The organism is Providencia sp. UF-183, from assembly GCF_058246155.1.
Map to the genome: position 1 here is coordinate 261,478 of NZ_JBSICD010000004.1, position 14,490 is coordinate 275,967.

Here is a 14,490-nt window from a genome sequence, read left to right on the forward strand (position 1 = left end):
TTTTGATTAAGAATTTTCTGAGGTAAAAACTAGTCAAATATTTATATCAAGTACAATCGTTTTAAATGTTTTTTTATCAGTTTTTCAATTGATAAAAACTATCAATTGAAGTCAATCAATTGTTTGATATAGATGGAGCTTTGATTAAAAATTTTTTTAAAACAAGAGAATAGATAAATTTACCTATTTTTTATTTTTTTTAGAGATATTTATTGACAATTGCAGATACGCGCATAAGGAGTATATGCAAAGGCATTTTTTTTGTATCTATAAATAATAATATGAATCAGTAATTTCTAATTATTGTGTGGAGTTTTATTTTATTGCTATTGCATTTATTTTTTTTGTTATTTTTTTTACAAAAAAATTTTATATTTTGAATATTACGATTTTTTTTGAAATAAAATGTTACTCCCTGAAATTATTGGTTACAAATATTTTTTGTAAGAAAAGAAATTACTGTTTCATCACTAGTTTAGAATGGGGGAGTGTACAGAAACAAACAGGTACCCTATATCAGAATTAGGCGGAATAATTTAGGTTATCAGTGGATAGGACTAAAGCCTAATTCTTTGATGAAGAAAATGAGACTAGGCTTAGTTACATAGAAGCATTCAGTATTAAACAAGAATTAATATTACCCATTAGAGCAACGTTCAAAATTATGCTTAGCTTGCTTAATTGCTTGCTTTTCAATATCCCTTAAACTAAGGGTCATCATATCTAACCCTTTGATATCCATCTTGAAGTTGTGGGTAGACTTATCATCCCCTGTTAAGGTGATATCTAATCCTATAATTTTGGAGTTTTCTTCTAAGATACTTATTTGTGTTAAATTAAACCTCATAGCAAAGCCTTATATAGAGTTAACCTAATATTAGTCTAGGTAAAGGTAATATTAATTTACGTTAAAAAATCATGTATTACCTTAACAAAGGGTTAAATAATGTAACGGCTAAGCAATGAACTTTGGATAATTGACATTCATTAGCGAAATATATTGCAATTAACTCTAGAAGGTTAAAAATTGTTGTTTAACATCGTCACAGGCTGAAATTAAATGAATATTCACCAGCATAAACGGATATATTCCATGTTAACTCTTTTTTAGCTACATATTTATGAGCATATCCTATGCTACGACAAGTGCGTCATCGGAAGCTTTTGTAAGAGAATTCCAACAAGACTATCTAAACTGGACAACCAATCGTTTAATCGTAAAGGTGCTCAACCGAAACAGTATGTGGTATTGGCTCAGAAGGAGTGGAACTATATTTTGTATAAATACACGTTACCTAATTTTTCTGGGGAAAATATTGCTTACGGATCTGAGTCAAGTCACCATCCAGTAAAAGAAAAGTTTTTATTTATAAAAAAGGACAAAGATAAAACAATCGTCAGGACTCAATTATTGGAAGAAGGGCATTATTCACCTATCTATGAGTATCACCTCATTTTTAAGGAAAACCGTTGGTATTTGACACAAATTTATGTTGTAGACGAAACTGATGGGCAGCTATACCCAGGTTTATGAGCTCTTTGAACGCAAAAATGAAATAGTGCTTTACAGTAAAATTAAATAAGTAAATAATACTGTTTATTTGTACAGTATTATTGGTGGCGTATGAATTTTGAAAAGATAGAGTCTATGGTGTTACCTGTAAATCTCCCTTTGTTTCTTAGCGGAGTTCCTGCGGGGTTTCCATCTCCTGCAACTGACTATATTGAAGAGAAAATCAATCTAAATCATATCTTAATTAAACATCCTGAAAGTACGTATTTACTTCGAGTCGAAGGCCATTCAATGATCGATGCAAACATCAAAGATGGGGACATCATTATTGTTGATAGCGCCATTACAGCAAAAGATGGTGATATTATTATCGCGAGCTTGGAAGGGGAGTTTACAGTTAAAAAGTTGCAACAATATCCCCTTAGACTATTACCAATGAATAATGCATATTCGCCCATTTCTATTGAAGAAAATAATGATTTTCAAATATTTGGTGTTGTTACGTACATAATTTATCAGGCTAAATAATGTATGCATTAGTTGATGTTAATTCATTTTATGCCAGCTGTGAGAAAGTTTTTCGGCCTGATTTAACCCATAAACCCGTTATTGTCTTAAGTAATAATGATGGATGCGTAATTGCACGTTCTTCTGAAGCGAAGGCTTTAGGGGTAAAAATGGGGGAGCTTTACTATGAACGTCAACCATTTTATCAACGTAATCATATTCATGTTTTTAGCTCAAATTATGCACTGTATGGGGATATGAGCCAAAGGGTGATGGCTTTATTATCATCTTATAGCCCACATACTGAAATCTACTCTATTGATGAAGCTTTTTTAGACCTTACGGGAATAGAAAACCTTTTTAAACTAGAAGAGTACGGGCGAAATATTCAAGCAACAATATTAAAATGTACTCATCTTCCTGTTAGTGTTGGTATTGCCCCTACAAAAACATTAGCAAAAATGGCAAATCTAGCTGCAAAGCGTTGGAAAAAAACAGGCGGTGTTGTCGATTTATCTGTTAGAGAGCGTCAGCGAAAATTAATGGCTCTTATTTCGATAGAAGATACTTGGGGTATTGGACGAAAAATTTCCGCACAATTAAGAGGTATGGGAATTTATACTACTTTAGATCTCGCTAATACTTCACCTACCATGATGCGCAAATCGTTTAGTGTCGTAGTTGAAAGAACAGTTAGAGAACTTAATGGTGAAGCCTGCATTGCTATAGAAGAAGAAAGCAAGGTAAAACAGCAAATCCTTTTTTCTAGATCCTTTGGTGTTAAAGTTTTTGATTTTGAAACAATGCGAAGGGCCGTGTGTGATCACGCAGAGCGTGCAACCGAAAAATTGAGAAAAGAAAAACAGCGTTGTAAGTGTATTAGTTTATTTATTCAAACAAACCAGAGAGCTATAGGGCTAAATTATTCTAATAAAATCAGCGTGCCACTGGAGTATCCTAGTAATGATACTAGGGATATTATCCAAGCCCTAATGAAAGGATTGTCATTAATCTGGCGTGATGGTTATCGCTATTGTAAAGCAGGGATTATTTTATCTGATTTTACAGATAACGATATTACACAATTTGATATGTTTTCGACCCAAAAAATGTTTAAGAACAGTGATAAATTAATGCAAACATTGGACATGATAAATCGCAGTGGGTTAGGAACAATAGGTTTTGCAGGGAAGGGAGGAGCTTATGGTTATAAAATGAAAAGAGAGTTACTGTCTCCTGCGTACACAACAAACCTTGCAGAAATTCCTATTGTTAAGAGCTAATTATATTATGTAAAAAAAAGCCCCTGCAAGCAGGGGTATCTAATGGAAATGTATCTGTATAATTATAGTTATCTATTCATCCACCCTTGGGTAGATAGATTGATAATACCAGTGTTTATCTTTTAATCCAATTTAGAGTGAATATAAATATAAAAATGCGAGGGAAATGTCGCTAGGCTCGAGAAGAACCAAGTGTATAGTTAGTTGTATTGAGCGTGTTTTCAGGGTGTTTATAATGTTAAAAAAGCAAAATCCTTATTACTTTTTAACATTAAAGAGAAAATAATTACAATTTTTTAAAGCGAAGTTAGCACATTAAAATCAAAGTGAAATGCCTGAAAATGACATAAAGCCTAAAGACATTAAACCTACAGTAATAAAGGTTATTCCTAATCCTCTTAAGCCTTTTGGAATATCGGAATATTTCATTTTTTCACGAAGACCAGCGAGTGCAATAATTGCAAGCATCCAGCCAATCCCACAACCTGCACCATAAACAACAGATTCTGTAAATGTGTAATTTCTTTCCACCATAAAGATTGTTGCGCCGAAAATAGCACAGTGGATCGTTAATAACGGTAGGAAAACACCCAATGAGTGATAAAGTGAAGGAATAAATTTATCAAGAAACATTTCTAAAATTTGTACTAACGCGGCTAAAACAGCAATAAACGTTACAAAAGATAAGAAAGAAAGGTCAATACCTTCAGCTATAGCCCCATCTCTTAGAGCATAGTTATAGATCAAGTTATTGATTGGTGTCGCGATAGTGAGCAAAGCGACTACAGTTAATCCTAGCTTAAAGGATGTTTTCACTTCTTTAGACACTGCAAGGAATGTACACATCCCAAGGAAGAAACTCAGCGCCATATTTTCAATGAATGCTGCCCGGATAAATATGTTTAAATGATTTTCCAGCACAAACCCTCCTTTATATATATTATGGCAATATTTAACAATAAAAACAGTTCATTGTATTAAAAATTACCAATGTTAATGGGGGCAGAGATCTGTATAAGATAGCCCTCCAATAAATTATAGATGTCATTTTCAGGACTTATCCAAGATTACTTGAAAAAACTGAATGGCATGAAATTACAAAAACAGTAGTTATCATTGTTTAATATTATGGATAAAATGATAAAAATTAGCAAGATGCATTGTTTTGGAAAAACGTGAAATTTTTGGTAATTATCATGTTTTATATGAATTTTGTGATCTAAATAAAGAAAAGGCTCAAATAGCTTAAAAATAGAAAGTTAATAAGTATTAAAAGTTAGGTTTTTGGCTAGGTTTTAAAAAAAACCTGAATATACTGATATGAATTATATGGGTATTATTTGTGGGTTATATGTACTTTATGTGTTTTTAAGGTTTTTAAGTTGAAAATAAGCAATTTAAAAGCAAGGCCTACCCTGCATTAAAACATAAGACCCCTTGAAATAAACGATTTGCAACATATAAAGGATAAAGAAACTATTGTTAAGAAAAGAGGACAGAATGAATAGCATGCAATTGGTTAAGCTGGCGTTGGATTCAGTGTTAGGGGCTCAAATTGGCAATCTGTCGGTGATAGAGCAGTTTTTTTCTAGAAGTTATGTTCAGATTGTAGATGGTAAAAAAATTGACTTTGATGGATTCGTTAAGCATATGCAAGTACTAAAGGAAGCCACAGAGTCAATTAATATAACAATAAAGTCTATTGCACAAGAAGGCTACCGTGTTCACACACAACACTATGCAAAGGCAATTAAAAAAGATGGTTCTTGCAGCGAGTATGAAGTATTTGCTTGCTTTAGTCTCTCGGATGGCAAAATTGTGCGTTGCGAAGAGTTAACGAGAATGATCCAAGGTGCTAACTCTGACCATAATTTAGGTTCGAGAACCTAAATTATTCAAACATTGATTCCCCGTCTTATGAATGTAGTTAATTAACGACAAAAAGGTAAAATTAACTGCATTAATCTATCTTATTGATTTTCAAATAAATTATAAATCCCTCTCAGTCCAGACAAAACAAAAAAAGCATTATTTTTTTGCCTATCTATTACTAAATGTTTCTACTCCTTAAGGGTTATTTAATTGATTTATAAATGAAATATAACTTAAGTTCGATTTGTAGTGTGTAATAAATTAACATTTTACGCTTAATTTGATACACATTTAAGGTGTATTTGCGGGTTATTACATTGTATCTTTATTTCATCGAAATCTGGTGATTAATACTTTAATAGTAAGTTAAATTAGACTATTAAGTTGCTAGGAATTTTCTTAACGAATATAAATTCTATTTTTAAAATTATAAATTAAATGGGGATACACATATGTCAATGTTCAAAAAATTAACACCTGCGTTCATTATTTCTAGCATCTTATTAAGCCCAACTGCGTTTTCAGCAAGCCAAGGTGCAACCGTAACATTTGAAGCTATGGTGCGCACAGCAAGTTGTACTGTTTCATCAACAACAGAAGGCGCTATGGTTAATTGGGGCGTATTCACAACGCAAGACCTCGCCAATACAGAGGCAGGTAATGCATTAGGTGAAACTAAAGATTTTAATCTGACACTGACAGAATGTTCATCAGAAAACGAGATTGGTGATACGGCTGTCCATGTGCATGCTTCTGGCTCCGCTTCTGCATTTAATCCTAATTTATTTGCAAACGCTTCATCTAAGTCTCTAGCAGTTAAATTACAGGCAGTAGATACAAAAAATACCCTTATTGATGTTAAGCCAAACAAAGATGCCGAAGTGACAATTGCAGATACATTAGCAGAACAAGGTTTTGCACTTATTCCAATGAAAGCGTCACTAATTATGGTTAATAAAGCGTCTGTAGGTGATAGTTTAAAAGTACCTGTCACATTTACAGTTTCTTATAACTAAGGATTACAGGTGTTGTCAGTATTAGTAAAACAATAAGCGAGATACTGTCAACACCTAAAATGTGTAGTAATATAGACAAAATAATGTGGAAATTTATGTTTTATTAAACTTACGCATAAAGCATAAATTCTGACATAACAATTTGAACGTGTGAAAATTGGAAATAACAATGAGAATACAAACAGCAAGAGCAGTTATTGTATCAAGTTTATTTGCGTTTATGGTACCTACCTTAGCCTGGGCCAAAGGTGTTAGTTTAGATGCAACACGCATTGTTTATCCACAAAATGAGAAAAGTGTTTCTATCGCTGTTAAAAACACGGATCCTCAAGTGACATATTTAAGCCGTTCATTCATCACGGATAAAGACAATAAGCCAACTAAAATATTTGAGGTAACGCCACCTGTATTCAAAATTACGCCAGGAATGAAACAGGATGTTAGGATTATCAGCAAAAATAATTCACTGCCAACAGACAGAGAAACATTGTTCTATTTTCATGCCACAATGATTGCAGGGCAAAATGCACAAGTCGATGGTGATGCGTTGAATATTGGTTATGATCACGTGGTCAAATTATTTTATCGTCCACAAAATCTATCAATGACATCAGCACAAGCACAAGAATTACTTAAATTTAAAATTGATGGGCAAACTCTTAAGGTTACTAATGATTCCCCATACTATATTAATTTAGCTCAAATTAAGCTAAATAATCAGCGTGTTGATATGAGTATGGAAAAAGGAAATACGATGGTCGCCCCATTTGAATCAGTGAGTTATCCAATTTCATCATCGATGATAAAGGGAACAGTAACTTGGCGTGTACTCACGGATTTAGGTGGAACAAATGAATTTAAAACACAGATTTAATAATAAAACTAATTGGCTAATTTTACTTTTATTGCTTGGTAATATAAGCGTTATGGCATATGCAGTAACAGAACAAGACCAGCAGACTGATTTGATTGTGAAGGGCAAGGTTTCAAAAGGAACTTGCTCTTTTGCTTTTTCTAGTAAAACAGTGGAATTTACCAAACCTTTAGTTTCGGCAGAAATAGGTAATGTAAAAGATACTCAGTCCCCTCTAGAGCCATTTAGTATTCAATATATTTGCCAAGACTACTCTGAAGAAATCATTCCTGATTTGCAGGTTGCAATAAAACCTGATGGAAACTCGAATATTATAGACGGAAAGTTATCTCCCAAAAATAATGTGACGAATGCGGCTTTTGTTTTGCAGCAATGTAATGAAGGAAGTGCAGATTGCTCCTTTATGAACTTTTCAAACCAAGGTGCTGAAGTGGGATTTCCGGTCCAAAATGGTGAAAATGAAAAACATTTTAAAGTTCAAGTAGTGAAACTAGATGGAGCCCCGATAAAATCAGGAAAATTAAGTGCGAGTGTTGTTTTTTCATTCATTCAACCATAAGAAGCAAACGTTATGAGAAATTTATCACCTCTATTTACATTATGTTTGTTACTCGCAGCCCCTCAGCTTGCTTTTGCTAGTAATACAGCGAACTTTGATTTTAATATCAAGATTATCGCACAAATGTGTAAAATTTCGATTGTTGGTACATCTCTCAATGAGGTGGATTTTGGTAATGTGACTGTCGCAGATATACGTGGAAATAAAGTCCAGCCTATTCAAACTAAAATTATATTAACTGATTGTACAACAAGCAATTTTATTGGCGCACATGTTAAAATATCACCTAAAAATTATTTGGATGGAATTACGTTTATTGATGACCCAAATAAAGGTTTTGGGATCAGCTTTTCTGATAAAAGTAACATCATGAATTCAACCTCGACTACAGACTTTTATGAAAGAGAAAGCAATGTCTGGAGTAACATCAGCGAAAATCAGCTTGATAAAACGCTTTATACTTATGTAAGGTGTAAACAGGGTAATGAATGTGCACCACAGGTCGGTGATTTTCAATCGACTATTACATTTTCATTTGTTGTTGATTAAATGAGGTAGGCATGAAGCATACAGCGTTACTTACATTGGCCATATTTTGTTTTTGGTTAATTCCAAATGCTGTATTTGCAGATGGTATCCGTTTGGAGCAAACCCGAGTTATCTTTAAAGATGATGCAAATAACCAATCAGTCACAGTATCGAACGATGAAAGTTCGCCATATTTAATTCAAGCCGGGGTAACAACACATGTTGATGGTGGGCGAAATCAGCATTTCGTAGTCACTCCTCCGTTGTTCAGAATAGATGCTAAAAGTAAATTTACATTACGTATTTTTTTAAAAAATAAAAGTGGATTACCTGCTAATGAGGAATCCATTTTTTATTTGAGTACAAGAGCAATTCCTGCAACGAATGTAGCTGAAAACTCAGAAAATAATGCGAAATTAGTTTTTGTTACAAATATAATAATTAAATTGATTTATCGTCCAAATGGTCTCGAAGTGCCTGATGATAGCATATTTAAACAGGTAAATATTGTGTACAAAGAAGGGCAATGGCAGTTTATTAATCCAACCCCTTATTATATGACACTCGTGAATATCCACGTGAATAATAAGCCTTATAAGCATAGTGTCCTTATTGCGCCATTTAGTCTGTTACCTATTGAGGGATTCTCTGGGAATATTACACAAGGTCAGTGGCAAATGCTAAATGACTATGGTGGGCTAACATCAGTATATATGCTAGCTTCAAAGTAATATGGGTAAGGTAGACTAATGTATAAAAAAACAATGTTTTTTATTCGATTTATATTTTTATTGGTGTTTTGTTCACAATATTCCTATTCACTCGCAGCAGAAAACGGCCTTAAATTTTCTTTGCAACGTTTAACTTATGTTTCAGGGGCTAAAAGTATTTCTGTAAGTTTACGAAATACAGATAATCAGCCTTACCTGATGCAAGCAAATATGAAATGGCTAGACGAAAAAACGGGTTTAAATATTATAGAAAAAAATGTCAATCCACCTTTTACTGTTACACCACCTTTGTATAAAATTTCTCCAGAAGAGTACCACAGCTGGCGAATTTTTTTTACAGGCAAACGGGATGTATTACCAGATGATAGAGAAAGTGTCTTTCTTGTTCAGTTGAAAGCCATTCCATCAACAGCTCCATCTCAGGAAACTTTGCAATTTACTGTCATGAGAGCGTTATTATTCAAAGTGTATTACCGGCCAAACTCATTAAAAGATATAAAACTGACCGAAGTTGCAAAGCAATTAAATTTTCGAAGAGAAGGTGATCAACTCATCGTTAAGAATAATATGGGAATATATGCCACATTTAATTCATTATCTGTGGGAGGGTACCGTTTAAAAGATGAGCAACTTTATGTTTCGGTTGCCCCATTTAGTGAGCAAAAATACGAGATCCCCAAGGATGTAATGGGCAATGTAGTTTGGGATATTCTTGATGAAAATTTATTTCCGACAGAAAAATTCACAGCAGAACTTAACTAAAATAAATGCTAAGCACAGCAATTAAAGGAACGTCATCAATAGAAATGATGGTGAAATAACATGAGAAGTAACCTTATTAAAACATATTTATTATGTTCGTTTATATTGCTGCCATTTTCTAGTCGTAGTGATGTTTACTTCGATCCCAGTTTACTTGATGAACAACTAGGTATTGACCCAAATGAAGTTGATTTAAGCCATTTTTCACAGGAAAGTAGTGTTCCAACAGGAACTTATACAATGCTGGTTTATGTCAACCAAGCGTTAAAAGGTGAGTACACTCTCAAATTTGTTGCGAACGAGAAGAATGCAGTTGTTCCTGAGTTTACACCTAAATTTTTAGCCTTAATTGGCGTGAAAGTAGACAGCATTGCTGATCTTCGAGCGCTACCCGAAGAATATGTTATCACCGATTTACCACATTATATTGTGGACTCCAGCGTTAAAACGGATTTAGCGAATGTTAGCGTTAATATTAGTATTCCTCAAATTGCAATGGAACAAACGGCGAATGGTTATATTGACCCATCATTATTAGATAATGGTGTTCCAGCATTTTTAACAAATTATATGTTTAGTGCGAACCATGCGGTAAATAAGTCGACATCTAGCCAAAAACAAAAAAGTGACAATTTATTTGCAAGCTTACGTATGGGGGCAAATGCAGGCGCATGGCGTTTACGTTCTACTATGACCCATACTTATAATAGACAGGATAGTGCGGGAAACAGCATTACGCGCAACGAAAATAATTTTTCAAACACATATGTCTCTCGAAACTTATATGCGCTTCGTTCAGATTTGCTAGTTGGTGAAAGCACAACAGATGGCGAAATTTTTAATTCAGTTCCCTTTAAAGGGATTAAACTGGGTTCAAATGAGCAAATGTTACCAGATAGTACAAGGGGCTTTGCTCCAGATGTGAATGGCATTGCACAATCGAATGCGCAAGTCACTATTAGGCAGAATGGTTATGTCATTTATCAGACATATGTTGCTCCAGGGCCTTTTAGTATCAAAGATCTAACTACAGGAAGTAATTCAGGTGCTCTCGATGTAACGATAAAAGAGGAAGATGGTTCAGAAAGAACATTTATTGTTGCTTTCGCCTCATTACCTGTTATGCAGCGACCGGGCGGCTGGAAATATGAATTAACAGCGGGACGATATGATGGTGGTATAACGGTCGGCTCAAAAGAAGCTGATTTCATTTTAGCCACGGGAAGTTATGGTTTACCTAGGAATATAACGCTGTATGGTGGGTCATTAATCGCAGATGATTATTGGTCAGGTTCTTCTGGCCTAGGAATATCGTTAGGAAATATAGGTGCTATTTCAAGTGATATTACATATGCTCAGGCAAAAATAGATAGTGAAGAGTCAAAGGGGGCTCAAGCCTACCGTCTGCGATATTCGAAGAATATAAATTCTACCAGTACATCTATTGATGCATCTACAACACGTTATTCATCGAAACATTATTATTCGTTTAGTGATTTTAATAATTTAAATTATCGTCTAAAAGAGGATGTTGCACCTTGGTTAGCATCCCGAGAGAAAAACCAATATTTTATCTCACTCTCTCAACCGTTAAGTAGCTACGGAAATGTTTATATTTCGGCAAGCAAATATGAATATTGGGATAATGCTCAAAATATGGTTCAGTTGTCTACAGGATATAATAATACATTCAAGGATATGTCTTATAGTATTAATTACAGTATTGACCGGGTGAAGAATAAAGACAAATGGCCTGAAAATAGGCAAATTAGTTTTAACGTAAGTGTACCATTGAGTGTTTTATCTAATGACCCTAGACTAAAAAATATGAGTAGTACTTACTCAGTTAGTCATGACAATACAGGAAAAACAAATCATCAAGCGGGTATAAGCGGTAGTTTATTAGAAAATAAATTAACCTATGGCCTTTCTCAAGGATGGGGAAATCAAGGGCAAAACCCAAATGGGTCTGTTTACGCTAATTACGCTGGAAATAAAGGCACAGCCTCTGCAGGTTATAATTACTCAAAAGACTATTATTCTGTTAATACCAGTTACAATGGTGGAGTCGTTGCTTATTCTGATGGCTTTATTTTGGGGCGCACTATGAGTAATAGCATTGCTATTATTGAAGCTGATGGGGCTGAAGGAACGGCCTTATCCACGAGTAATGCCTATATCAATCAGCAAGGAAAGGCCATTTACCCATATTTAGCTGATTATGCGAAAAACACCGTGGGATTGAATGTAAATACACTACCAGACGATGTGACTTTACAGCAAACAACATTAAATCTATATCCAACAGCAGGCGCTGTCATTAAGGCAAAATTTAATACAAAAGTTGGGTACCAAGCGCTTATTAGTTTACTTTATGATAATAATGTTGTGCCATTTGGCGCCGTTGCATCCGTAATATCCCATGACGCTTTAGAAACTGAAAATACAGGCTTAGTGGGGGATGATGGAATGCTATATATGAGTGGTTTAGCTGATTCAGGTGAATTGCGTATTCAATGGGGCAAAAATAATAAGCAAAGCTGTTTAGCCTCATTTAGTGGGTTGAAAGAGATTGAGTTGAGTGTGGATAACCCAATAAGAACATTGGCAATCAAGTGTGTTACTGAGCAGGGGCATAATAATGACTAAGATAATTAAATTTATTTCCCAATCGGCTATTATCGCACTATTTAGCCCAAACATTGTATTTGCTGGTGTCGTTGGTACTGCGAATTTATATTTAAATGGCATCCTTGATATGACATTGGATACACGAGAGGAACATGAAGTTACTGGAGCGTTGACGGGGGACAATTCATTTAGAGTTGAACCGATTTATTCAGCTAAAAATTTATCTTACTGGACAGAGACAAATCCATTTATTGGAATTAGTAATTCACAAACAAATTGCACTTCTACAGGGTTTGAGGTGCGACCAGGAACATTTACATTTAGAGCTATCCCTTTAACCAATAATTCAGGTATCGGTGGAAAAGCATTCATATTACCTGCAATTAATTTTGAGATTTTGACTGAAAAGAATAACCGTTTTTTACCTTATTATGCAGGAACATTCTTCGCGACACCACCTGAAGGCTTAACCGTGAGTGCGTCTCAGGTTAGTAATAGTTGTTATATTCCTACAAAGAGTTATTTAGATGTTCCCGCTGGGGGCGTTAAAACAATAAATATTTCGTCGCCAAACAAATATACAATATATGTCGATAAAGATATTTCACCTGGTGACTTTTCATATGCAAATACAACAGCGCCATTATATATTATGACTGGTGGAAGTGCTGCCGCTTCAAGAGCAGCGTTACGATTGAATATCTCCGCGAAGCTGACTGTATTGCGCTATTGTGAAGTAAGTAGCGTTACGAATACAAAAATTGAACATCAATTTGCCAACGAAATGGAGAATATACAGAATTCCTCACTAACCGTAAGATGTAATGGAAGTAGGCTCGATACATTGAATATGGTGGCTTTAGCAAAAGAGACAACTTATGATGCAAATGAGCCAACGAAACTCCTCTTACAGCCTACGGATAACGCAATAAAAACGGATACACTCCCATGGGTATTAGGGCGAATATTCCCAGAGGGTACCTCTTCGTCTTTAAAATGTAGTGATGTAGGTCGGGATGAACTTATCCATTTTGATGGTCGCGAAAAAGATCTTGGTATTAGAATTGAACCCAATAAACCAATGATATTAAATATTAAATGGGCACTTTGCCGGACTCCAGAAGTAAAACCTGGAAACTACCATGGAAAAGCGGAATTAAGTTTTTTCGTGAAAAGCTGATTTCATTATTTTATCAGATAATGTGTCGTAAATGCCCAGATGATGCTGGGCATTTTGCTTATTAGCTGGGATATGTTAATTGCAAGCCTGTGCCAACTTCTTTTACAGGGGCATACTTGGATAAATGGATTTTGGCAGCAAGATCAGTGCAGTGACAAGGGTGGAGCTGTAATAAATCTTGTTGATTAAAATAGTTAGCTGTGTGCTCTAAAACTTCATCAGAGGCCTGCTGCAGGTGAAATCCACCGATAACAGTAACAATTTTATCTATTCCGGTTATATATTTTGCGTATTCAACAATGTTGCAAATCCCTGAATGAGAGCAGCCTGTTATGATGATTAGACCTTCAGTGGTTGTTATAGCGATAGCTGTATCATCAAGTACATAATCATCAATACTCTGTAGGTTTTCATTTATTGTGCTGCCAATAGGTTCTTTTCCTTCAAAGTGGTTATTACGCGGAATTTGCCCTAAAAATATAACGTTTTTGGATAAATGATATGGTTTGATTGATTCAATACACGTGAAGTATGCCTCAAGTATATTTTTGGGCGTGTTAGTCCCAATAACTTTTGATTGAAACTTTTTGGGTTTGAGTGCATCTGGGTGATAAACAAGCTGCTTAGGGTGTTTTGTTTCAACATTACGACGATCAAAATGTTGAATGAGATGACCCAATCCCCACGTGTGGTCATTGTGTCCATGGGAAAGAATTAAGTCTGTTATATCAGCTAGGTCAATACTGAGTATTTGGGCGTTATTAATGAAAATATCGGAGTAGCCGGTATCGAATAATATTTTTCTGTTATCGGCTTCAATATAGTAGCAAACACCTGGCTCACCACAAAAATAACTATCAATTAGGGTATTGTTATCAACGAGAACGGTAATTTTAATTGTCATAGTGTACTCATAGTCATTCAAAGTAATCGTAATATGTTATATCAGATAATGTGTGAGTAATATTAAATAACAAACAAACACGAGCAAAGAAGGGGGATTATGAGAGGAAATATAATAAGGGCGCAATAAA

15 protein-coding genes are annotated in these 14,490 nt (G+C 34.7%); 12 read left to right on the plus strand and 3 right to left on the minus strand.

The window, feature by feature from the left end:
• Positions 1-637: 637 nt before the first annotated feature.
• Complete coding sequence (locus AC4IFT_RS05485) at positions 638-847, minus strand: hypothetical protein (protein ID WP_490750791.1); 210 nt, start codon at positions 845-847, stop codon at positions 638-640.
• A 429-nt stretch (positions 848-1,276) separates the two neighbouring features.
• On the opposite strand from AC4IFT_RS05485, the gene AC4IFT_RS05490 reads away from it, so the two are divergent.
• The 3 genes from AC4IFT_RS05490 (at position 1,277) to umuC (ending at position 3,303) form a co-directional block, all read left to right on the plus strand.
• Positions 1,277-1,534: a hypothetical protein gene (locus tag AC4IFT_RS05490; protein WP_490750792.1), complete on the plus strand. Its 258-nt coding sequence runs from the start codon at positions 1,277-1,279 to the stop codon at positions 1,532-1,534.
• 90 nt (positions 1,535-1,624) lie between these two features.
• Positions 1,625-2,041, plus strand: a complete 417-nt coding sequence (gene umuD, locus AC4IFT_RS05495; RefSeq protein ID WP_490731042.1) for a translesion error-prone DNA polymerase V autoproteolytic subunit — start codon at positions 1,625-1,627, stop codon at positions 2,039-2,041.
• Complete coding sequence (gene umuC / locus AC4IFT_RS05500; protein WP_490750793.1) at positions 2,041-3,303, plus strand: translesion error-prone DNA polymerase V subunit UmuC; 1,263 nt, start codon at positions 2,041-2,043, stop codon at positions 3,301-3,303. Before umuD ends, umuC begins: the two co-directional genes overlap by 1 nt.
• A gap of 321 nt (positions 3,304-3,624) precedes the next feature.
• Here the strand turns inward: umuC and nqrE are convergent, their stop codons facing one another.
• Positions 3,625-4,224 (minus strand): NADH:ubiquinone reductase (Na(+)-transporting) subunit E, encoded by a 600-nt coding sequence (gene nqrE, locus AC4IFT_RS05505; RefSeq protein WP_353241434.1) that lies wholly within the window; start codon positions 4,222-4,224, stop codon positions 3,625-3,627.
• Between the two features lie 579 nt (positions 4,225-4,803).
• Between nqrE and AC4IFT_RS05510 the strand changes: the two genes are divergently transcribed.
• From AC4IFT_RS05510 to AC4IFT_RS05550, 9 genes are all read left to right on the plus strand, one after another.
• Positions 4,804-5,193: a nuclear transport factor 2 family protein gene (locus tag AC4IFT_RS05510; RefSeq protein WP_490731037.1), complete on the plus strand. Its 390-nt coding sequence runs from the start codon at positions 4,804-4,806 to the stop codon at positions 5,191-5,193.
• Between the two features lie 434 nt (positions 5,194-5,627).
• Positions 5,628-6,191 carry a fimbrial protein gene (locus tag AC4IFT_RS05515; protein ID WP_490731035.1) on the plus strand — a complete coding sequence of 188 codons (564 nt, stop codon included), beginning with the start codon at positions 5,628-5,630 and terminating at the stop codon, positions 6,189-6,191.
• Positions 6,192-6,360: 169 nt separating this feature from the next.
• Complete coding sequence (locus tag AC4IFT_RS05520) at positions 6,361-7,065, plus strand: fimbrial biogenesis chaperone (protein WP_490750794.1); 705 nt, start codon at positions 6,361-6,363, stop codon at positions 7,063-7,065.
• Positions 7,043-7,624: a fimbrial protein gene (locus AC4IFT_RS05525; RefSeq protein ID WP_490731031.1), complete on the plus strand. Its 582-nt coding sequence runs from the start codon at positions 7,043-7,045 to the stop codon at positions 7,622-7,624. The genes AC4IFT_RS05520 and AC4IFT_RS05525 overlap by 23 nt, the downstream gene beginning before the upstream one ends.
• Positions 7,625-7,636: 12 nt before the next feature.
• Positions 7,637-8,173: a fimbrial protein gene (locus tag AC4IFT_RS05530; RefSeq protein WP_490731029.1), complete on the plus strand. Its 537-nt coding sequence runs from the start codon at positions 7,637-7,639 to the stop codon at positions 8,171-8,173.
• An 11-nt stretch (positions 8,174-8,184) separates the two neighbouring features.
• Positions 8,185-8,883, plus strand: a complete 699-nt coding sequence (locus tag AC4IFT_RS05535) for a fimbrial biogenesis chaperone (RefSeq protein ID WP_490731027.1) — start codon at positions 8,185-8,187, stop codon at positions 8,881-8,883.
• A gap of 18 nt (positions 8,884-8,901) precedes the next feature.
• Complete coding sequence (locus AC4IFT_RS05540) at positions 8,902-9,645, plus strand: fimbrial biogenesis chaperone (protein WP_490731025.1); 744 nt, start codon at positions 8,902-8,904, stop codon at positions 9,643-9,645.
• Between the two features lie 60 nt (positions 9,646-9,705).
• Positions 9,706-12,294: a fimbria/pilus outer membrane usher protein gene (locus AC4IFT_RS05545; protein WP_490750795.1), complete on the plus strand. Its 2,589-nt coding sequence runs from the start codon at positions 9,706-9,708 to the stop codon at positions 12,292-12,294.
• Positions 12,287-13,456, plus strand: a complete 1,170-nt coding sequence (locus tag AC4IFT_RS05550) for a hypothetical protein (RefSeq protein WP_490731021.1) — start codon at positions 12,287-12,289, stop codon at positions 13,454-13,456. The genes AC4IFT_RS05545 and AC4IFT_RS05550 overlap by 8 nt, the downstream gene beginning before the upstream one ends.
• A gap of 61 nt (positions 13,457-13,517) precedes the next feature.
• Here AC4IFT_RS05550 and AC4IFT_RS05555 read toward each other — a convergent pair whose 3' ends face one another.
• On the minus strand, positions 13,518-14,360 hold the full coding sequence (locus tag AC4IFT_RS05555) for an MBL fold metallo-hydrolase (RefSeq protein WP_490731019.1): 843 nt from the start codon (positions 14,358-14,360) through the stop codon (positions 13,518-13,520).
• Positions 14,361-14,490 lie beyond the last annotated feature (130 nt).